Source organism: Bordetella bronchiseptica (assembly GCF_900636925.1).
Lineage (GTDB): Bacteria > Pseudomonadota > Gammaproteobacteria > Burkholderiales > Burkholderiaceae_B > Bordetella > Bordetella pertussis.
On the sequence record NZ_LR134326.1, the window covers coordinates 1,115,351 to 1,136,307 of the forward strand.

The 20,957-nt window shown below is 65.6% G+C and carries 20 protein-coding genes and 1 tRNA gene; 16 read left to right on the forward strand and 5 right to left on the reverse strand.

Annotated elements, in window-relative coordinates; all coding sequences use genetic code 11:
* Positions 1-6 precede the first annotated feature (6 nt).
* From EL288_RS05285 to EL288_RS05315, 7 genes are read left to right on the forward strand one after another with little or no spacing between them, the layout of a single operon-like run.
* Positions 7-279 (forward strand): sarcosine oxidase subunit delta, encoded by a 273-nt coding sequence (locus EL288_RS05285; RefSeq protein WP_003821030.1) that lies wholly within the window; start codon positions 7-9, stop codon positions 277-279.
* Complete coding sequence (locus EL288_RS05290; protein WP_033448677.1) at positions 276-3,215, forward strand: sarcosine oxidase subunit alpha family protein; 2,940 nt, start codon at positions 276-278, stop codon at positions 3,213-3,215. The genes EL288_RS05285 and EL288_RS05290 overlap by 4 nt, the downstream gene beginning before the upstream one ends.
* Positions 3,208-3,822 carry a sarcosine oxidase subunit gamma gene (locus tag EL288_RS05295; RefSeq protein WP_015039209.1) on the forward strand — a complete coding sequence of 205 codons (615 nt, stop codon included), beginning with the start codon at positions 3,208-3,210 and terminating at the stop codon, positions 3,820-3,822. The genes EL288_RS05290 and EL288_RS05295 overlap by 8 nt, the downstream gene beginning before the upstream one ends.
* A complete protein-coding gene (gene purU, locus EL288_RS05300) occupies positions 3,823-4,671 on the forward strand; it encodes a formyltetrahydrofolate deformylase (protein ID WP_010929093.1) in 849 nt (282 codons plus the stop codon).
* Between the two features lie 37 nt (positions 4,672-4,708).
* Positions 4,709-5,695 (forward strand): Bug family tripartite tricarboxylate transporter substrate binding protein, encoded by a 987-nt coding sequence (locus EL288_RS05305; protein WP_010930968.1) that lies wholly within the window; start codon positions 4,709-4,711, stop codon positions 5,693-5,695.
* 15 nt (positions 5,696-5,710) lie between these two features.
* The gene (locus tag EL288_RS05310; protein WP_010930967.1) at positions 5,711-7,147 is read left to right on the forward strand and encodes an MmgE/PrpD family protein; all 1,437 of its coding nucleotides are present in this window, start codon (positions 5,711-5,713) and stop codon (positions 7,145-7,147) included.
* Between the two features lie 12 nt (positions 7,148-7,159).
* A complete protein-coding gene (locus EL288_RS05315; protein ID WP_010929090.1) occupies positions 7,160-7,951 on the forward strand; it encodes an alpha/beta fold hydrolase in 792 nt (263 codons plus the stop codon).
* Between the two features lie 60 nt (positions 7,952-8,011).
* On the opposite strand, the gene EL288_RS05320 is transcribed toward EL288_RS05315, so the two are convergent.
* Positions 8,012-8,087 (reverse strand) — tRNA-Gly (locus EL288_RS05320).
* Between the two features lie 182 nt (positions 8,088-8,269).
* Between EL288_RS05320 and murB the strand changes: the two genes are divergently transcribed.
* Positions 8,270-9,325: a UDP-N-acetylmuramate dehydrogenase gene (murB, locus tag EL288_RS05325; protein WP_010930965.1), complete on the forward strand. Its 1,056-nt coding sequence runs from the start codon at positions 8,270-8,272 to the stop codon at positions 9,323-9,325.
* 36 nt (positions 9,326-9,361) lie between these two features.
* Here murB and dapB read toward each other — a convergent pair whose 3' ends face one another.
* Both dapB and EL288_RS05335 read right to left on the reverse strand, forming a co-directional pair.
* Entirely contained in the window at positions 9,362-10,171 is an 810-nt protein-coding gene (dapB, locus tag EL288_RS05330; RefSeq protein WP_010926993.1) for a 4-hydroxy-tetrahydrodipicolinate reductase, read from the reverse strand.
* Entirely contained in the window at positions 10,172-10,720 is a 549-nt protein-coding gene (locus EL288_RS05335; RefSeq protein ID WP_003814100.1) for an outer membrane protein assembly factor BamE, read from the reverse strand. It lies immediately after the preceding gene.
* A 150-nt stretch (positions 10,721-10,870) separates the two neighbouring features.
* Here EL288_RS05335 and fur point away from each other — a divergent pair, with 150 nt between their 5' ends.
* Positions 10,871-11,290 carry a ferric iron uptake transcriptional regulator gene (gene fur, locus EL288_RS05340; protein WP_003814098.1) on the forward strand — a complete coding sequence of 140 codons (420 nt, stop codon included), beginning with the start codon at positions 10,871-10,873 and terminating at the stop codon, positions 11,288-11,290.
* A 74-nt stretch (positions 11,291-11,364) separates the two neighbouring features.
* Here fur and recN read toward each other — a convergent pair whose 3' ends face one another.
* Together recN and EL288_RS05350 are read right to left on the reverse strand one after the other, a co-directional pair.
* Entirely contained in the window at positions 11,365-13,026 is a 1,662-nt protein-coding gene (recN, locus tag EL288_RS05345) for a DNA repair protein RecN (protein ID WP_010930962.1), read from the reverse strand.
* Positions 13,027-13,041: 15 nt separating this feature from the next.
* Positions 13,042-13,941 carry an NAD kinase gene (locus EL288_RS05350; RefSeq protein ID WP_003814092.1) on the reverse strand — a complete coding sequence of 300 codons (900 nt, stop codon included), beginning with the start codon at positions 13,939-13,941 and terminating at the stop codon, positions 13,042-13,044.
* Between the two features lie 114 nt (positions 13,942-14,055).
* Between EL288_RS05350 and hrcA the strand changes: the two genes are divergently transcribed.
* From hrcA to dnaJ, 7 genes are all read left to right on the forward strand, one after another.
* Complete coding sequence (gene hrcA, locus EL288_RS05355) at positions 14,056-15,060, forward strand: heat-inducible transcriptional repressor HrcA (protein ID WP_003814090.1); 1,005 nt, start codon at positions 14,056-14,058, stop codon at positions 15,058-15,060.
* 57 nt (positions 15,061-15,117) lie between these two features.
* Entirely contained in the window at positions 15,118-16,206 is a 1,089-nt protein-coding gene (gene hemH, locus EL288_RS05360) for a ferrochelatase (protein WP_003814087.1), read from the forward strand.
* Between the two features lie 81 nt (positions 16,207-16,287).
* Positions 16,288-16,530 (forward strand): hypothetical protein, encoded by a 243-nt coding sequence (locus tag EL288_RS05365; protein ID WP_003814085.1) that lies wholly within the window; start codon positions 16,288-16,290, stop codon positions 16,528-16,530.
* Positions 16,531-16,671: 141 nt separating this feature from the next.
* Complete coding sequence (gene grpE / locus EL288_RS05370) at positions 16,672-17,226, forward strand: nucleotide exchange factor GrpE (RefSeq protein WP_003814083.1); 555 nt, start codon at positions 16,672-16,674, stop codon at positions 17,224-17,226.
* A 7-nt stretch (positions 17,227-17,233) separates the two neighbouring features.
* Positions 17,234-17,614 carry a thioredoxin family protein gene (locus tag EL288_RS05375; RefSeq protein ID WP_010926991.1) on the forward strand — a complete coding sequence of 127 codons (381 nt, stop codon included), beginning with the start codon at positions 17,234-17,236 and terminating at the stop codon, positions 17,612-17,614.
* Positions 17,615-17,704: 90 nt separating this feature from the next.
* Positions 17,705-19,630, forward strand: a complete 1,926-nt coding sequence (gene dnaK / locus EL288_RS05380) for a molecular chaperone DnaK (RefSeq protein ID WP_003814079.1) — start codon at positions 17,705-17,707, stop codon at positions 19,628-19,630.
* A gap of 100 nt (positions 19,631-19,730) precedes the next feature.
* Positions 19,731-20,852, forward strand: coding sequence for a molecular chaperone DnaJ (gene dnaJ / locus EL288_RS05385; RefSeq protein ID WP_003821186.1), 1,122 nt, complete (start codon positions 19,731-19,733; stop codon positions 20,850-20,852).
* Positions 20,853-20,957 lie beyond the last annotated feature (105 nt).

Here is a 20,957-nt window from a genome sequence, read left to right on the forward strand (position 1 = left end):
ACCGCAATGTTGAGACTAGATTGCCCGTTTTGCGGGGTTCGCAGCCACACGGAATTTTCCTATCTCGGCGATGCGACGAAGACTCGCCCGGCTGACGACGCGCCCATTGAAAGCTGGCTGGATTTCGTCTACATCCGCCGCAATCCGAAAGGACGGCACGAGGAATACTGGCAGCATGTTCTGGGTTGCCGCGCATGGGTGCGAGTCACGCGCGACACACTCACGCATGCCATCGAGAACGTCGACCTGACGGCGCCGATCGAGGAGCCTGCAAAATGACGCAGCAATATAGGTTGAATCATGGCGGATTGGTCGACCGTCGTCGCCCGCTGACATTCCGGTTCGACGGCATTCAGTATCAGGGCTACCACGGCGACACGCTTGCCTCGGCGCTGCTGGCAAACGGCGTGCATCTGGTCGGCCGGAGTTTCAAGTATCACCGGCCGCGCGGCATCTATACCGCAGGCGTCGAGGAAATGAATGCGCTGGTCGACGTCCTGAAGGAGGGCCAGGCCGACCCGAACACCAGGGCGACGGTGGTGGAGCTGGAGGATGGCATCGAAGTGTCGAGCCAGAACCGCTGGCCGTCGCTGCGCTTCGATGTGCGCTCCTTCCATGGCATGATTTCCCGGCTCATCCCTGCAGGCTTCTACTACAAGACCTTCATGTGGCCGGCGAAGTTCTGGCCGAAGTACGAACATATGATTCGTCAGGCGGCCGGCCTGGGGCGCGCGCCGCTGGTTCGGGATCGGGACCGCTACGAGAAGCAGCACGCTTACTGCGATGTGCTGGTCGTGGGCGCCGGGCCTGCGGGGCTCGCCGCTGCGCGATCGGCCTGCCAGGCCGGCCTGCGCGTGCTGCTGGTCGACGAGAAGAGCCGCGTGGGCGGGACGCTGCCCGGGTCGAACACCGAGATCGAGGGCGTGGCAGGCGCCAAGTGGGCGACTGCGGTGGAGCGCGAACTGCGTGAATCCGGCCACGCCAGCGTCATGCTGAGAACAACGGCCTTCGGGTATTACGACCACGACACGGTAGCACTGGCCCAGCAGTGCGACACCCCGGCCAATCCCCACGGCGCCACGCAACGGCTCTGGTACGTGCATGCAAAGCAGGTAGTGCTGGCGGCCGGCGCCATCGAGCGGCCTTGCGTCTTTGCCAACAACGACCTACCGGGCGTCATGCTCGCAAGCGCCGCCCGGACCTATTGCAACGAGTTCGGGGTGGCGGTCGGGCGACGCGTTCTGGTGCTGGCCAACAACGATTCGGCCTACGAGGCGGCCTTGGACCTGAAGCGTGCCGGTATCGACATCGTCGGCGTGGTGGATCAGAGGGAGGCGGTCAGCGCGAGCCTGTCCGAGACGCTGGCAAGCCTGCGCATCCCGCATCATCGCGGCTCGACGATCAAGAAGGCGACGGGACGTCACCGGGTTCGTTGCGCCGTCATTGTCGATCAGTCCGGACTGCGCCAAACCGTCCGTTGCGACACGATACTGGTCTCCGGCGGTTGGACGCCCAGCGTCCATCTCCATTCGCAGTCGGGCGGAAAGGTCGGCTACGACGCGGACCTGAGCACATTCGTTCCCACGAGCACCAAGCAGCACAGCCTGTCGATCGGGGCGTGCGCGGGTCGTCTGCAGCTGTCGGAATGCCTGGCGGACGGCGCGTCCATTTGCGCGCAGATGGATGGAGAAGCGCAAGGGCGCGGGCATCCGGCCACGCCCCCCAAGGCAGAGAAGCTGGTCATTCCGCCTCCCCACCTGGGCTACCGCGCCGGCAAACGTTTCATCGACATACAGGATGACGTGACGGTCGAAGACATCGAGCTGGCCGCCAGAGAGAACTTCCGGTCGGTGGAACACCTGAAGCGGTACACCACGCTTGGAATGGGAACCGACCAGGGCAAGACGAGCAACGTCAACGGGCTCACCATCATGGGCGCTCTGCGCTCGGAGTCGCCTGGCGCCGTGGGCACGACGACCTTTCGTCCGCCGTACACTCCGATCCGGTTGGGGCTGCTGTCCGGCAGGCATATCGACAAGCATTTCAGTGCGGTTCGCGTCAGCCCGATGCATGAATGGCATGTGCGCAATGGCGCGGTGATGGGACCGGCGAATCTCTGGCTGAGGCCGAAGGCATACCTGCGTGGCAACGAGTCCTATGCGCAGGCGTGGCAGCGCGAATGCAGGAATGTCCGCCAGGACGTGGGTATCGTGGACGTATCCACGCTCGGCAAGATCGAGGTCCAGGGCCCGGACGCAGGCGTCTTCCTGGATCGGGTGTATGCCAATCGGATAAGCACGCTGAAGGTCGGCAAGGCGCGGTATGGCGTGCTGCTCAGAGAGGACGGAATCGTCTTCGACGACGGTACCATCGCCCGCTGGGGAGAGCGGCTGTTCATCCTGTCGACGACGACGGCCAACGCGGCGGCCGTGATGTCTCACTTCGAGTTTCTGTTGGCGACCGCATGGCCCACGTTGCGGGTCCGGGTTACCTCCGTGACGGATCACTACGCCCAGATTGCGTTGGCGGGGCCCAAGAGCCGTGAGGTGCTGGAGCGTCTGCAGATTTCGGCCGACGTGACGGATTCGGCGCTTCCTCATATGGCGGTGTGCGAAACCGTCTGGAACGGCCTGAAGCTGTTGATCTATCGGGTCAGCTTTTCGGGGGAGCGGGCGTATGAGCTTGCGATCGCCGCGGCATACGGCCAAAGGCTGTGGGACCAGCTTCTGGCAGTGGGCGCTCCATTTTCCATCATGCCCTACGGGACCGAGGCCATGGGCGCGCTGCGAATCGAGAAGGGGCACCCCGCCGGTCCGGAACTGGACGGCCGTACGACCGCCGCCGACCTTGGGCTGGGTGGGCTCGTGAAAAAGGAGGGGGCTTTCGTGGGCAAGGCGCTACTGGGCCGCGAGGGACTGCAGGCCGCCGATCGGCCGACGTTGGTGGGCTTGCGCAGCAAGTCCGGCGCCGCGATCCAGTCCGGGTCCATGCTGGTTCTCCGTGCCGAAGTCGGCGCCCAGGAACTGGGCTGGGTGGCTTCCGCCACCTACAGTCCCACGCTGGGCCAGCACATCGCGCTGGGTTTCCTGGTGAACGGCGCAAACGCGCTGGGACGGTCCGTGCTGGCATGGTCTGCGCTGACCTCGTCGCAGGTGGAGGTCGAAGTGGTCAACCCATGCTTCGTCGATATCGAACGGGAGCGTCTCCTTGGATAACTCGCACACGCACTTCGGGCCGGCCAGCGCCATCCCTCAAGTGACTTCGCCTGCCGCAATCAAACTTGGCGCCCAGGGCCTGGTGTTGACGGAGATGGCCGTGGCCAGCATTCAGCTTTCCGGCTTTGGCAGCGGTTCGGCGCTTGCCGCATGGATGGCGTCTGCGTTGAAAGTCGCGCCGCAACCGAACACGTTCGTTTCCGTGGCGGAAGGCCGCGTGGATATCGCAGCTATTGCGCCGGCAACCTGGCTGATGAGCGGCGTCGCCGCGGACCTCGACAGCATCGTCGCCTCCGCCCGCGTCGAACTGGAAGAGGTGGCGGCGATAACCGAGCTGTCCGATGGCAGAAACGTTTTCCTGCAACTTGAAGGCGAGCCGGCGGCAACGGTTCTGAGCAAGTACATCGATATCGATTTCGAAGGCGGCGCGCTTGCGCCCGGCCGGTGCGCGTCGACCGGGATCCACGACACGGCCGTGCTGGTCATCTGCCGCCGGCCCGACCTGTTTCAGATCGTCGTTCATCGCAGCCTGGCGCCCAGCCTGGCGGAAACGCTGGTGGATGGGGCTGCGGAGTTCGGCGTGAACGTTGAACGCTTGGGGGAATGAATGAAGCAGTATGTACTTCTTTTGAAATGCCTGGATCGACCCGGGATCGTGCATGAAATCTCCGGCGGTCTCTTTCAGGAGGGTTGCAACATCGAAGAGAGCGCTCAGTTCTCCGAGAGTGGAACCGCGGTGTTCTACATGCGCGTTCGTTTCTCCGCGCCCGACCGTGCATGCGTGCAAAAAATCGCGACGGCCTTGAAGCGCCTCTACAACGGCGACGAAGCGGGATTGGCGATCCATGACATGGACAAGCGCAGCCGCGTGCTGATCCTGGTGTCGAAGCACGGCCACTGCTTGAACGACCTGCTGTTCCGCCAGCGTAGCGGGCTGCTGAACATGGACGTGGCGGGGGTGGTCTCCAATCATCCCGATTTCAGGGAGCTGGCCGCCAGCTACGACATTCCGTTCCATCATTTCCCGGTCACGCCGCAAACCCGCGCCGAGCAGGAGGGTCGCATACTGGATCTGGTCGCATCGACGCAAAGCGACTTGGTCGTACTGGCACGGTACATGCAGATCCTGAGCGACCGGGCCAGCAATGCCCTGAGCGGTCGGGCCATCAATATCCATCATTCGTTCCTGCCCGGCTTCAAGGGCGCGCGGCCCTATTACCAGGCCTACGATCGCGGTGTGAAGCTGATCGGCGCCACCGCGCACTACGTCACGTCGGAGCTCGACGAGGGCCCGATCATCGAGCAGGACGTGGCCCGCGTAAGCCATTCGCTGGAGCCGCAGGCCCTGACGGACGTGGGAAGGGACGTCGAATGCATGACGTTGGCTCGGGCGGTCAAGTGGCATACCGAGCATCGAATCATTCTGAACGGAAGAAAGACGATCGTGTTTGCTTGAGCGGGACGCCTCGTCCAACACTATCAAGGAGATAAGTGTGAAAAGTAAAAACAGAAAGCTCTTTCTCAGCGGCGCAATTGGCCTGACGGCACTACTGTCCTTTGGCCGGTCACAGGCCGCGGATGATTATCCGACGAAGCCGATCCGTATCGTTGTCAGCTATGCGCCAGGCGGAGGCACCGATGTCGCGGCCCGGATTTTCGCGACTCAGCTGAGTTCCAGGATCGGGCAGAGCGTCATTGTCGAGAATCGTCCGGGGGCCACAGGAAGAATCGGCACCACGTCCGTGGCCCAGGCGGCACCGGATGGCTACACGCTGTTGTTCGGCACTGCGGCCGAGCTGACCATCGCTTCGGTGACGGCAAAGTCCTTGCCGTATCGGCCAGCGGAGGACTTCGTTCCGATTTCCCTGGTGGGCTGGCTGCCCAACATGCTGGTGGCGTCCGCGAAGTTTCCACCGAATTCCGTGAAGGAATTGATTGCCTACGCCAAGGCACGTCCTGGTGCGGTCAACTACGGTTCGGGCGGAAACTACTCGCAGCCGCACCTGATCGGGCTGCGGTTCAATATTGCCGCCGGTATCGACACCGTCCACGTGCCCTACAAGGGCAGCGGCCCGATGATCACGGATCTTGCCGAGAACCAGATTCAGTATTCGTTCTCGTCCCCCCAGCCCATGGTCGATCTCATCGGCGCCGGGAAGCTCAAGGCTCTGGCGGTGCTTTCGGACAAACGCCTCGACTCGATGCCCGACCTGCCGACGATGAGCGAAAGCGGTCTGCCGGGTTTCGTGGACAGTAACTGGCTTGCGCTGATGGCGCCGCGCGGTACGCCGCCAGCCGTCGTGGAAAAACTTCATCGCGCTTCCGTCGAATCGCTGCAGGCGCCAGCGCTGCTGGAAAGCTGGAAGCGGCTGTACATCGTGCCGTTTGGCAGCTCGCCGCAACAGCTCGCCCAGTTCATCGCCAGCGAAACCGAGAAGTATCGCGATCTGGCACGCAAGATCAACCTGCAGCCCGAATAGGCAAACATCTTGGACATGCAAGATACGGCCCCTGGGCAGGACCTGCGGATCGGCGAGGCGCTGGCCGACTGGATTGCCCGCCGGGCGCATCCGATCGGCCTGGGTACTTTGGCCCGGGCCAGGTGGGCCGTGGTCGATCTGCTGGGCTGCGCCATCGCGGGGCGCCGGGATGCCTCGGTCACCGCGTTGACGCGCTGCGCAAAATATTTGGGAACGGGGGATATCAGCGCGCTGGGAACGGCGTACTGTTATCCGGCGCCGGTTGCCGCGCTCATCGGCGGCACCAGCGCCCACGTGCTGGACTACGACGATACCGGGGCGACCTCGATCGCGCATGTAAGCGCCGTCGCGGTACCTGCCATTCTGGCGCTGGCCGAGCAGGAGCACCGCTCGCTCGATACCGTGCTGGAGGCGTTCGTCGTGGGTTTCGAGGTGACAACGCGGGTCGGCCGCATGCTCAATCCAGAGCATTACGCAGCCGGGTGGTACGCGACGGCGACGGCGGGGCTGCTCGGGGCGACAGCGGCGTGCGCGCGCCTCCTGAAACTGGACGCACGGCAGACTTTGGCCGCGCTCAGCATCGCCACCAACCTGGCGGGCGGGTCGCGGCGGCAAATCGGCTCGACCATGAAGGCGACTCAAGCGGGCATCGCCGCAAAGAACGCCGTACTTGCCGTACGCCTGGCGCAAGCGGGCATCGAAGGCAGCCAGGAACCCTTCCTCGGAGAGGGCGGATGGCTGTCGCTCATGGCCGCGCGCCATGGGCCGGGAGCGGGCGCGGCGGCGCTCGAGGGGCTGGGCTCGGATTATGCGCTGGACGCGCCCGAGCTCATCCAGAAGTTTTTCCCGTGCTGTGCCTCCGCCCACAAAACGCTTGATGCGATTGCCCAATTGATGGCCAGCGGCGAGCTCGACGCGCGCAATGTCGATCGTATCGATACCTGGCTGACGCCCGTGCAACGGCGGAATCTGCGCTTCGATCAACCCGTCGGCGCGATGCAGGCTCGCTTCAGCCTTCCCTATTGCGCGGCCAGGCTGCTGCATGGCGGCTCGCTCAGGTTGGGAGACTTCACGCCGCAGCGGGTCGCCGACCCGCAGCTTGCCGGCATCATGGCGCGGGTCTGTCTCCACGTCCAGGATGTCCCGCAAGGGCAGGCTATATCATCGGGAACGGAGATGACCGCTGCGCTTCGTACCCGCGTGACCTTGTGCGATGGCACCATACTGGAACGCGTAGTGGGTGCTCCCAAGGGCAGTGCGGATAATCCGATGACGCAGGCCGAACGTGTCGCCAAGTTCGTCGACTGTTGCGGGTACGCCGGGTTGGCCGTCGATGGCGGGAATGTCCTGGCACGCATCGACGTGATGTTCGACAGCAATGTCATCGCGCCGATGCTGCTTCGGTATCTGTCGGGCCTCCTGGCCGACGCCGGTTCATCTCATCTCGATTAGGCGGAATCAATCATGCCTCACATGCAGCTTGGCGACGTTCAGATTCACTATGACGTCGTCGGGGACGGCCCCCCGCTGGTCATGACGACGGGCCTGGGCACCGGGCCGCAATCTCGTCAGGAAATGATCGCGCAGCTTGCGCGCGAGTATTCCGTCGTGACATACCACCAGCGCGGGACCGGGAAAAGCAGTCCGGGACCGCAAGGCCAGGCGATCGAGGCGCTGGCCGACGACATCGTCGCTTTGATGGACCACCTCAAGTTCGAGCGTGTCCGTCTGATCGGGCTGTCGACCGGAACCGGAAAGGCCACGGTAGTCGCCGCCCGCCACCCAGGCCGCGTGGAGAAGCTGGTGCTGGCGGCGCCCTGGACGCATGGCGACGATCTGCTCGATCTGATCCAGCACGTTCGGATGGCAGCGGCCGACGGCATGCCTGCCGAGTTGTACGCCCAGTTCAATGCGGTGCTGTTGTATCCGCCGCGCTATCGGCGCGAGCATGCGTCACGGTTCGCCGCCGCGGCGGCCGACGCCGCCGGGGTAAAAACGGATGCGGCAGGTTTGCGGGCGCGCCTGGAAGCCATCCTGCGATTCGACGCGCGCCCCTTGTATCCGCTCATCTCGAGCTCGACGCTGGTGATGGCCGCCAGGGACGATCTCGTGATGCCCGCGTGGTTTGCGCAGTCTGCCGCGGCATCGATAAGCGATGCGCGCCTCATCGTGCTCGGCGAAGGAGGGCATATGTTCCCGGAAACCCGCACCGAGGAATTCCTTTCGCTGGTGCTGCCTTTTTTGCGGCGGGCTTGAGCCAGGACGCTCATGCAAAAACAAAAAGGCCCAAACCGAAGTTTGGGCCTTTTTTGAATCTGGAGCGGGAAACGAGTCTCGAACTCGCGACCTCAACCTTGGCAAGGTTGCGCTCTACCAACTGAGCTATTCCCGCGAAATACTGCCTGGTTCTCGCCGATGCCTAGGCAAATGTCATGTTGCTGCCATCTGCCGCTCTCATCGCGAGCCGCGCATTCTACATGAGTTCTTCGAGTTTGTCGCGCCTGGTGAAAGCGCTACTCAAATTCTTGTGTAAGATGAGCGAAGACAGAAACTATAGCATAACCAACCGTGTCCATGTCAACTGTTCCTGCCCGTATCGAGCCCGTCGCGCCCCTGGCGCCCCAGGCGCAGGATTTGCGTTGTTTCAACACCCTGGGCCTGGCGTCCCACGCACCGGCCTTTGTCGCGCTGACCGAGCCCTCGCAGCTGCCGGCGCTGTCGGCGCTGGCGCCGCGCTTTCGCCAGCTGGTGGTGCTGGGCGGCGGCAGCAACGTGGTGTTGCCCGCCAGCATCGACGGCCTGGTGGCGCAGGTGCGCCTGCCTGGCGTGCGCCTGGTGGGGCAGTGCGCCGACGCCTGGGTCGTCGAAGCCGCGGCGGGCGAGAATTGGCACGGTTTCGTCACGGCCTGCGTCGACAATGGCTGGGACGGGCTGGAGAACCTGGCCCTGATCCCGGGCACGGTCGGGGCCGCGCCGGTGCAGAACATCGGCGCCTACGGCGTCGAGCTGGCCGATCGCTTCCACAGCCTTACGGCCTGGGACGTCAAGGGCGGGCGCTGGGTGGAGATGGGCGCCGCCGAATGCCGCTTTGCCTATCGCGACAGTTTCTTCAAGCACCAGGAGCCGGGCGCCTGGGTGATCGGCTCGGTGCGGTTCGCGCTGCCGCGGCCCTGGCAGCCGGTGCTGGACTATCCCGACCTGCAGCGGCATGCCGCGCTGGACGGCGCCGCGCCGACCGCCCGCGCCGTGTATGACGCGGTGTGCGCGATCCGGCGCGCCAAGCTGCCCGATCCCGCCGTGGTGGGCAATGCCGGCAGCTTTTTCAAGAATCCCTTGGTGGACGCGGGCACGCGGCAGGCGCTGCTTGGCCGTTTCCCCGGCCTGGTTTCGTATCCGCAGCCCGATGGCCGCTACAAGCTGGCCGCCGGCTGGCTGATCGATCAATGCGGGTGGAAGGGGCGCCAGCTGGGCGCCGCGGGTGTGCACGATCGGCAGGCGCTGGTGCTGGTCAATCGAGGCGGCGCGCAGGCGCGCGACATCATGGCGCTGGCGGCCGCCATCCAGGGCGACGTCGAGCGGCGCTATGGAGTGAGGCTCGAGCCCGAGCCGGTCGTGGTGCCGGCCCGCTGAAGGCGGGCGCGGCATGGCGCCGCGTCGCCGCCTGGCTTACAGGCCCAGTACGGCCTGCATGTCGTACAGGCCGTTGTCCTGGCGCGCCAGGAAGCGCGCCGCGCGCACGGCGCCCTGCGCGTACGTGGCGCGGCTGCTGGAACGGTGCGAGATCTCGATGCGTTCGCCCGTGCCGCAGAAGAACACCGTGTGATCGCCGACGATGTCGCCGCCGCGCACCACCGAGAAACCGATGGTGCCGGGCTTGCGCACCCCGGTGTCGCCGTGGCGGGTCCACGTGGCGACGTCGGGCAGGGCGACGTCCCAGGCCGAAGCCACCGTCTCGCCCATGATCAGGGCCGTGCCCGAGGGCGCGTCGACCTTGTTGCGGTGGTGCGCCTCGAAGATCTCGACGTCGTACCCCGAGTTGAGGATGCGCGCGGCCATGTCCAGCAGCTTGAGGGTGGCATTGACGCCCACGCTCATGTTGGGGGCGAAGACGATGGCGATCTTCTGGGCGGCGACCTCGATTTCGGCGCGGCCGCTGCTGTCGAAGCCGGTGGTGCCGATCACCATCTTCACGTCATGCCTGAGGCAGGCCTGCAGGTGCTGCAGCGTGCCTTCGGGCCGGGTGAAGTCGATCAGGCAGTCGGCCTGCGCCAGGGCGTCGAGCTGGTCGGTGATGGTGACGCCGCAGGGGCGCCCCAACGCGGCGCCCGCGTCCTGGCCGATCGAGGGCGAGCCGGCGCGGTCCAGCGCTACGGCCAGTTCGACGCCCTCGGTGTCGAGGACGGCTTCGATCAGCATCTGGCCCATGCGGCCGCTGGCGCCCGCGATGGCGATGCGCTGGGGGGTGGCTTGCGTCATTTACTTGAGCGGTTCGAAGGTTTGGCCCGGCTCGCCCGGGTAGTCGAGGGTGGGGTTGTCCGGCGTCGTGATATCGACATGGGGCCGGACTTCTTCAGCCTTGTCGATGCCTTCCTGGCGCTTCTCGGCCGTATCCACCTGGGCGTCGGCTTTTTCTTCCTGCTTGGCGTTCACTTTCTCGATCTGGAACGGCTGGAGGTCGGGCTGTTCATCCCCGCTCCAGCGTACCAGGTGGTCGTTCTCGAACCACACGGTGAACTGGCGTTCCTGCGCCTTGCCGTAGCCGGGCTTGAAGTAGTAGGGGTAATCCCAGCGATCGGCGTGCAGCACGCTGGTCAGCGTGGGGCTGCCCAGGGCGAAGCGCACCTGTTCGCGCGACATGCCTTGCTGCAGCAGGGCGACCTGCTCTTTGGTGATCCAGTTGCCTTGCTGGACGCCGGCCTTGTAGGGGAATCCCCATTTGCCGGACGAGCAGGCGGTCAGGGCGGAGGCTGCCAGGACAGCCACCGCGAGCCCCTTCAGAGGCCGCAGGGAAATACGTGCGATCATGGACACTAGCGCCCCTATTATTGGAAACGGATAAAACCGTTATCATAAAGGTTTCATAACGATAGTTCCGTGGGGCAGCGGGTGATGGCTACGCTGGCTTGCGTCGACCATCGACCCCCCATGCCACCGCGGATGGAGAGCGATTACACCATGAGCGACCAAAGCGAACTGAAAAACATGGGCCTGAAGGCGACGTTTCCCCGCCTGAAGATCCTTGACATTTTTCGTAAATCCGACCTCCGCCACCTCAGCGCGGAAGATGTCTATCGCGCGCTGATCGCCGAGAATGTGGAAATCGGGCTGGCGACGGTATATCGCGTGCTGACGCAGTTCGAGCAGGCGGGCATCCTCACGCGTAGCCAGTTCGATACCGGCAAGGCGGTGTTCGAGCTGAATGATGGCGATCACCACGATCACCTCATCTGCACCAATTGCGGTACGGTATTCGAGTTTTCGGATCCCGATATTGAGAAGCGTCAATACAAGGTGGCGAAGGACAACGGCTTTGTGCTCGAAAGCCATGCCATGGTGTTGTACGGCATTTGCGGAAACTGTCAGAAGGGCCGCTGATCCTCCGGCTCTACCAACCCTGCCTCCAGGCGCAAGCCTGGAGGTTTTTTTTTGCGGTTTGGTAGCAGGCGCGCTCAGGCCGCCGGCGCGGTATGGCCGCCCAGCATTTCGCGTGCGTGGTCGCGGGTGGTGGCCGTGATCTTGATGCCGCCCAGCATGCGCGCGACTTCCTCGACCCGCGCCTCGGCATCCAGCTCGGCGATGCGCGAGCGCGTGGAACCGCCGCTTTCGACCTTGCTGACGCGATACTGCGCATGGGCGCAGGCCGCCACTTGCGGCAGGTGCGTCACGCACAGCACCTGGTGGCGCTGGCCCAGTTCGCGCAGCAGCTTGCCGACCGCTTCCGCCACCGCGCCGCCCACGCCGCTGTCGACCTCGTCGAAGATCAGGGTGGGCACGCGCGCGGCGCGGCTGGCGATCACCGACAGCGCCAGCGAAATACGCGACAGTTCGCCCCCCGAGGCCACCTTGGCCAATGGCCGCGGCGTGCTGCCCGCGTGGCCCGCGACCAGGAACTCCACCTGCTCGCTGCCATGCGCCGACGGCGCGCCGCCGGTCAGGGCCGCCTCGAAACGCCCGCCCTGCATGGACAGGGTCTGCATGGCCTGGGTGACCTGCTTGCCGAGATCCTTGGCGATCTTGCGCCGCGCGGCCGACAGGCGCGCCGCCGCGGCTTCGTATCGGGCCTGCGCCGCCTCGGCCTGCGCGCGCAGCGCCTGCACGTCGCTGGCGGCCTGCATTTCGGCCAGCTTGCCGTGCAGGGAGTCGCGCAGCGCGGGCAGGTCGTGCGGTTCGCACTTGAACTTGCGGGCGGTCTCGAACACGGCGCTCAGCCGGGCTTCGACATCGGCCAGGCGCTGCGGGTCCAGTTCGACCCGGCTGACGTAGTTGTTCAGGTCGGAGACGGCTTCGGTGATCGCGATGCGGGCCGATTCGAGTTCGTCGCCGATGCCTTGCAGGGCGGGGTCGTGGCGCAGCATCTGCTGCAATTGGTGGGCGGCGCCATTGAGGCGGTGCTGGGCCGAGTCGTGCTCGCCGTCCAGCGCCTCGAGGATGCGCGAGGCCCCGTCCAGCAGCGACTGGGCGTGCGACAGCCGGGTGTGCTCGGTTTGCAGCGCATCCCATTCGTCCGGACCCAGCCCCAGGCGGTCCAGTTCGTCCGACTGCCATTGCAGGCGGTCGCGTTCGGCGGCCAGCGCCTCGGCGTCCTGCTCGGCGGTATCGAGCTGGCGGGCCAGCGCGCGCCATTGCTTCCAGGCCTGCGCCACCGTCTGGCGCAGTTCGGCGTGCCCGCCGTGGGCGTCGAGCAGGTCGCGCTGGGCCTCGGGGCGCATCAGGCTTTGGTGGGCGTGCTGGCCGTGGATGTCGACCAGCCCGTCGCCGAGCTCGCGCAATTGGGCGATCGTGGCCGGCATGCCGTTGATGTAGGCGCGGCTGCGGCCCTGGCTGTCGATGACGCGGCGCAGCGCCAGTTCGTCGCCGCTGTCGAGTTCGCGTTCGGCCAGCCAGTCGCGCAGGGCGGGCGGGGCGTCGAAGACGGCGGTGATATCGGCGCGCGCCGCGCCTTCGCGCAGCATCGAGGCGTCGCCGCGCTCGCCCAGCGTCAGGGCCAGCGCATCGATCAGGATCGACTTGCCGGCGCCGGTTTCGCCGGAAAAGACGGTAAAGCCGTCGCCGAAGTGGAGCTCGGTCTGTTCGACGATGACGAAATCGCGGATATGGAGGGTTCGCAACATGGCGGACGCGACGGGCTACTCAAGGTTGTCGGTGGCCTGCGGCATCAGGTTCCAGTGCAACTTGCGGCGCAGGGTGGAGAAGAAGCTGTAGCCTTCGGGGTGCACGAAGCGGATGGTATGCGGGGCGCGCTGCACCGTGATGCGGTCGCCCGGCTGCAGGTCGGACCAGGTCTGCATGTCGAAATGCACGCTGGCGCCGATTTCCACCCGTCCCATGGCCGTCAGCGTCATGTTGAGCACGCCGCTGTCGGGAATGACGATCGGGCGGTTGGAGAGGGTCTGGGGCGCGACCGGCACCAGCACCATGGCATTCATGCCGGGATGCAGGATGGGGCCGTTGGCCGATAGCGAGTAGGCGGTGGAGCCGGTGGGCGTGGCGATGATCAGGCCGTCGGCGCGCTGCGTGTACATGAAGGCGCCGTCGAGTTCGACCCGCACTTCGATCATGCCGCCGCGGCCGGCGCGGTTGAGCACCACGTCGTTGACGGCCGAGGCCGAGTACATCTGCTGCTCGCCGCGCCAGACGCCGCCTTGCAGCAGCATGCGGTCCTCGGCCTGGTAGTTGCCTTCCAGCACGCGGCCCAGCGCGTCGTGGGCATCCTGCAGCGGAATGTCGGTGATGAAGCCCAGCCGCCCGTGGTTGATGCCGATCAGCGGCACGCCGTACGGCGCGAGGTGGCGCGCCGCGCCCAGCACGGTGCCGTCGCCGCCCATCACGACCGCCAGCGTGGCGGTGCGGCCGATTTCATCCCAGTCGGCCACGGGATAGCCGCTGACGCCGGCGTTGCGCGCCGTCTCGGCCTCGACCAGCACGCGGCGGCCGGCCTGCGTCAGCATTTGCGCCAGCGCGGTCAGCGGTGCGTCCAGGCCGGTGTCCTGGTATCTGCCGATCAGGGCGACAATGGGAAAGTACATGGCGAGCCGCGTAAAGTGTGTTTTGAGATGCCGATTTTGCGATTATATGGGGCCGCATATTGCCGTGCTGGACAAAAAACGCCCCTTTGTTGAAAGTTTCCCTAAAATACGCTCATGGATGACCGCGCACGCGCATTGCTCAAGGCGTTGATCGAACGCTACATCGCCGACGGGCAACCGGTCGGCTCACGCACGCTTTCCAAAGTGTTCGATCTGTCGCCGGCCACGATACGCAATGTCATGGCCGACCTGGAAGAGCTGGGGCTGATCCACAGCCCCCACACCTCGGCTGGAAGGGTGCCCACGCCGCGCGGGTATCGCATGTTCGTCGATTCGCTGCTGGCGGTGCGCGCCTACCAGTTCGAGCCCGCCCATATCGGCGAGCTGCTGCCCGTGTCCGAGCCCAGCCGGGCGGTCAACGCGGCGGCGGCGCTGCTGTCCAACCTCACCCAGTTCGCCGGCGTGGTGCTCACGCCCAAGCGGACCCAGATTTTCCGCCAGATCGAGTTCATCCGCCTGTCCGACAAGCGCGTGCTGCTGATCATCGTGACCCCCGAGGGCGATGTGCAGAACCGCATCCTGTCGGCGCAGCGCGACTACACCGAAGCCGAGCTGCTGGAGGCGGGCAATTTCTTCAACGTGCACTTCTCCGGCAAGTCGTTCGATGCCGTGCGCCGCACGCTGTCGACCGAACTGGCGCAACTGCGCGACGATATCTCGCGCCTGATGCAGGCGGCGGTCGAGGCCGGCGCCGAGGCGGCCGACGACGGCGAGGCGGTGGTGATCTCCGGCGAGCGCAAGCTGCTGGACGTGACCGACATCGCTTCCGACATGGACCGGCTGCGCAAGATGTTCTCGTTGTTCGAAAAGAAAACCGATCTGCTGCAGTTGCTGGACGTCTCCAGCCGCGCGCAAGGGGTGCAGATCTACATCGGCGGCGATTCGCAGCTGGTGCCGATGGAAGAAGTGTCGGTCATCACGGCGCCGTACGGCGTGGATGGCAAGGTCATCGGCACGCTGGGGGTCATCGGCCCTACCCGGATGGCGTACGAGCGGGTCATCCCCATTGTCGACATCACTGCGCGCTTGCTGTCCAACGCCTTGAGCCACAACCAATAATCCCATTTCGGGCCGGATACCGCCTGCGCGCGGGGCGGCGCCCTGAGAGGTGTCTTCGTGTTTCTTCGCCTGTTCAAGTACCTTTGGCCCGAACGCTATCTGCCCGAAACCCCCGCGCAGGACCCTTTCGACGAAAACCCGCCGCCATGCGGACCGGGGCGCGTCGGCGTGCTGCTGGTCAACCTGGGCACCCCCGATGAGCCCACGCGCGGCGCGATCCGGCGGTACCTGGGCGAATTCCTGTCCGACCCGCGCGTGATCGAGATTCCGCGCTATCTGTGGATGCCCATCCTGCACGGGCTGGTATTGGCCATGCGGCCCAAGAAGCTGGCGCCGCGCTATGCCGGCATCTGGATGGAGGAGGGCTCGCCCCTGCTGGTCTACAGCCAGAGGCAGGCCGCAGGGGTGCGCCAGGGCCTGGCCGCGCGCGGAGTGCATGCCGAGGTGGAGCTGGCCATGCGCTATGGCAAGCCGTCGATCCCGGCGGCGATCACGGCCTTGCGCGAGCGCGGCTGCGATCACATCCTGGCCGTGCCGCTGTACCCGCAATACGCGGCCAGCACCACGGCCACGGTGGTCGATGCCGTGACGCGCCACGCGGGGCGCCTGCGCGACCAGCCGGCGCTGCGCTTCGTCAAGCGCTTCCACAACGACCCGGCCTACGTCGAGGCGCAGGCCGGACGCATCGCCGAATTCTGGCAGGCCCACGGCCGGCCCCAGAAGCTGGTCATGAGCTTTCATGGGCTGCCGCGCTATTCGATCGAACTGGGCGACCCCTACTACCGCGATTGCCTCGATACCGCGCGCCTGCTGCGCGAGCGCCTGGGCCTGCGCGAGGACGAGGTCGAGGTGACATTCCAGAGCCGGTTCGGCTCGGCGCGCTGGCTCGAACCCTATACCGAGCCCACCCTGGCGGAACTGGCCCGGCAGGGCGTGACCGAGGTCGACGTGGTGTGTCCGGGATTCGTGGCCGACTGCCTGGAAACGCTCGAGGAAATCAGCCAGGAATGCCGCGACGCCTTCGTGGCGGCCGGCGGCAGGCAGTTCCGCTACATTCCGGCGCTGAATGACTGCCCGCCCTGGATCGAAGGCCTGACCGACCTGGTCGAACGCCAGTTGCGGGGCTGGCCGACCGGCAATCCCTGAACGCGTACACTGTGGTTGAAGCGGCGGGCGCGAGCGCGCCGGTCCATTCCGCGAATGTGCAGCATTTTCAGGGAGACGGCCATGAATCCTCCTCGCAAGCCCACCATCGGCACCTCGGGTCCGCCCGGGCATGCCAACCTGGAAGAAGACCAGCTCGAGCGCGAACTCGACGAGGCGCTGCTGGAGACCTTCCCCGCCAGCGACCCGATCGCCATCACGTCCGAGGACGAGCGGGACGAGCCCGACGACAAGGTCGACGAGGCGCTGGAGGACACCTTCCCCGCCAGCGACCCGCCCGCGCCGGCCCAGCCCGGGAAAAAATAGGGCCGCAACATCCGGACGGCGACGCGCCGTCCGGCGGCGTCATGGGAGCCGGGCTTTTTTTCCTGGAAAACCGGACTTGAAATGGGGGCATTCGCCCCCATCGTTGGCGCTTGAAGCCAATTTATATTCTGGAGGACTCCCATGACGGCACCCCAAGAGCCGGTCGATTCGACCCCTGAAAGCGGCGAAAACGCCGCGACGCCCGGTCTCGAGGACGATTTGTCGGCCGAGCTGGCGGCCCTGCGGGCCGAGCTCGAGGCAGCCCAGGCCACCGTCAAGGCTCAGCAGGAGCAGGTGCTGCGCGCCGCGGCCGAAGCCGAGAATGTGCGCCGCCGCGCCCAGGAAGACGTCGCCAAGGCCCGCAAGTTCGGCATCGAATCGTTCGCCGAGAGCCTGGTTCCGGTCAAGGACAGCCTCGAGGCCGCCCTGGCCCAGCCCGACCAGGCGGCGCAGGCCTGGCGCGAAGGCGTGGAAGTCACGCTCAAGCAGCTGACCGCCGCCTTCGAGCGCAATCTGCTCAAGGAAATCGCGCCGGCCCAGGGCGACAAGTTCGACCCGCACCTGCACCAGGCGATTTCCTCGGTGCCGGCCGACCAGCCCGCCAATACCGTGCTGCAACTGCTGCAGAAGGGCTACGTCATCGCCGACCGCACGCTGCGTCCGGCGCTGGTCGTGGTGTCCGCCGGCCAGGGCTGAAGCAGGCATGGCCGCCGCCCCATTCGATCCCGCCGAGGTCTTCCAGGTCTTCGGCATGCGCCGCGTCGACAGCGCCAGCTTCGACGAGCAAGTGGTGCGCGCGCCGGGCGATGACCTGCGCTGCGTGTTCCTGTGGGGCCAGGATTGTTACAACTGTGGCATTTTCAAGCAGACCGCCTTGCTCCAGCGGCAGGCGCTCCTGGCGCTGGAGCTGAGCTGGTTCGAGGCCGACGTCTACGCCGACGAGGCGCTGGGGCGGCGGTTCTCGCTGCATGGCGTGCCGACTTTCGTGCTGTACCGCAGTGGCAAGCGGCTGGGCCGGGTGACCGGCTGGCCCGGATTGCCCCAGTTCAGCGCCGCGATGCAGCGGTTGCGGGACGGGACTTGAAAAACCCTGTGGCCAACCCCAGTTACTGGGGGACTGAGTTTCAAACCCTGATTCCTACCGTATTCAATTCATAGCAAGGTATTTCCCACCATGAGCAAAATCATTGGCATCGACCTGGGTACGACCAACAGCTGCGTGGCTGTCCTGGACGGCGGTCAGGTCAAGATCATCGAGAACGCCGAAGGCGCCCGTACCACCCCCTCCATCGTCGCCTACATGGACGATGGCGAGACGCTGGTCGGCGCGCCGGCCAAGCGCCAGGCGGTCACCAACCCCAAGAACACCCTGTACGCGGTCAAGCGCCTGATCGGCCGCAAGTTCGACGAGAAGGCGGTCCAGAAGGACATCGACCTGATGCCGTACTCGATCGTCAAGGCCGACAACGGCGACGCGTGGGTCGAAGTGCGCGGCAAGAAGCTGGCGCCGCCCCAGGTGTCGGCCGAAGTGCTGCGCAAGATGAAGAAGACCGCCGAGGACTACCTGGGCGAGGAAGTCACCGAGGCCGTGATCACGGTGCCGGCGTACTTCAACGACAGCCAGCGCCAGGCCACCAAGGACGCCGGCCGCATCGCCGGCCTGGAAGTCAAGCGCATCATCAACGAGCCGACCGCGGCCGCGCTGGCCTTCGGCCTGGACAAGACCGAGAAGGGCGATCGCAAGATCGTCGTCTATGACCTGGGCGGCGGTACGTTCGACGTCTCGATCATCGAGATCGCCGACGTGGACGGCGAAATGCAGTTCGAGGTGCTGTCGACCAACGGCGATACCTTCCTGGGCGGCGAGGATTTCGACCAGCGCATCATCGACTACATCATCTCCGAGTTCAAGAAGGAACAGGGCGTCGACCTGTCCAAGGACGTGCTGGCCCTGCAGCGCCTGAAAGAGGCCGCCGAAAAGGCCAAGATCGAGCTGTCGTCGAGCCAGCAGACCGAGATCAACCTGCCGTACATCACGGCCGATGCCTCCGGTCCCAAGCACCTGAACCTCAAGATCACGCGCGCCAAGCTGGAAGCGCTGGTCGAGGAGCTGATCGAGCGCACCATCGAGCCGTGCCGCGTGGCCATCAAGGATGCCGGCGTCAAGGTTTCCGACATCGACGACGTGATCCTGGTCGGCGGCATGACCCGCATGCCCAAGGTGCAGGACAAGGTCAAGGAATTCTTCGGCCGCGAGCCGCGCAAGGACGTCAACCCCGATGAGGCGGTTGCCGCCGGCGCCGCGATCCAGGGTTCCGTGCTGTCGGGCGAGCGCAAGGACGTGCTGCTGCTGGACGTGACGCCGCTGTCGCTGGGCATCGAGACCCTGGGCGGCGTGATGACCAAGATGATCCAGAAGAACACCACGATCCCGACGCGCTACTCGCAGACGTTCTCGACCGCCGACGACAACCAGCCGGCGGTGACGATCAAGGTGTTCCAGGGCGAGCGCGAAATCGCGGCCGGCAACAAGGGCCTGGGCGAGTTCAACCTGGAAGGCATCCCGCCGGCGCCGCGCGGCCTGCCGCAGATCGAGGTCACGTTCGACATCGACGCCAACGGCATTCTGCACGTCTCGGCCAAGGACAAGGGCACCGGCAAGGAAAACAAGATCACCATCAAGGCCAACTCGGGTCTGTCGGAAGACGAGATCCAGCGCATGGTCAAGGATGCCGAGGCCAACGCCGAGGAAGATCACCGGCTGGCCGAGCTGGCGCAGGCCCGCAACCAGGCCGACGCGCTGGTGCATGCCACCCGCAAGTCGCTCACGGAGTACGGCGAGAAGCTGGAAGCCGCCGAGAAGGAGTCGATCGAGGCTGCCATCAAGGACCTCGAGGACATCCTCAAGACGGGCGACAAGGCCGAGATCGACGCCAAGGTGGAAGCCTTGTCGACGGCCTCGCAGAAGCTGGGCGAAAAGATGTACGCCGACATGCAGGCGCAGCAGCAGGCCCAGCAGCAGCAGGCGGCCGACAACGCCAAGCCGGTGGACGACAATGTGGTCGACGCCGACTTCAAGGAAGTCAAGCGCGACCAGTAATGGCCGAACGATGACGTGCGATACGCCCGGTAGCTGATTCCAGCTACCGGGCGCGCGCGTTGATGATTCAGAACATGGCCCGGCGACGGGCCCTCCCACCATGGCAAAACGCGATTACTACGAAGTACTGGGTGTGGCGAAGAATGCCAGCGACGAAGACCTGAAGAAGGCCTATCGCAAGCTGGCCATGAAGTACCACCCGGACCGCAACCCGGACAGCAAGGAAGCCGAGGAAAAGTTCAAGGAAGCCAAGGAGGCCTACGAGGTCCTGGGTGACGAGCAGAAGCGCGCCGCCTACGACCGCTATGGCCATGCCGGGGTCGACCCGAACGCCGCCGGCATGGGCGGCGGCATGGGCGGCGGCTTCGCCGATGCTTTCGGCGATATCTTTGGCGAGATCTTCGGCGCGGGTCGGCGCGGGGGCGGCGGGCCGCAGGTGTATCGCGGCGCCGACCTGAAGTACGCGCTGGAAATCACGCTGGAGCAGGCCGCCAGCGGTTTTGACACCGAGATCCGCGTTCCCAGCTGGGAAAACTGCGATACCTGCCACGGCAGCGGCGCCAAGGCCGGCACCTCGCCCAAGACTTGCCGGACTTGCGGCGGTTCGGGCGCGGTGCGCATGCAGCAGGGCTTTTTCAGCGTCCAGCAGACCTGCCCGACCTGCCACGGCACCGGCAAGGAAATCACCGACCCCTGCCCGTCGTGCGACGGCGTGGGCCGTACGCGTCGCAACAAGACGCTGCAGGTCAAGATCCCGGCCGGCATCGACGACGGCATGCGCATCCGCTCCAGCGGCAACGGCGAGCCCGGCATCAACGGCGGCCCGCCGGGCGACCTGTATGTCGAGATCCATATCAAGCAGCACAAGATCTTCCAGCGCGATGGCGACGATCTGCACTGCGAGCTGACCATCCCGTTCACCACGGCGGCGCTGGGCGGCGAGCTGCAGGTGCCGACCCTGGGCGGCAAGGCCGAGATCTCGATTCCGGAAGGCACGCAGTCGGGCAAGACCTTCCGCCTGCGCGCCAAGGGCATCCGCGGGGTGCGCGGCAGTTATCCGGGCGACCTCTATTGCCACGTGGTGGTCGAGACGCCGGTGCGCCTGAGCGACGAGCAGAAGGCCATCCTGCGCCAGTTCGAGGCTTCGCTCAACGACGGCGGCGACCGCCATTCGCCGCAGAGCAAGTCCTGGACCGACCGCGTCAAGGAGTTCTTCAGCTGACGCATGCGGCGCCTGTCCCGCTGGGGGCGGTACCGTCCTGGCAGTCAGCCGTTCATGGCGTAGAGCAGTGTGCCTGTCCCAGCGGGGACAGGCACACTCTGTCGC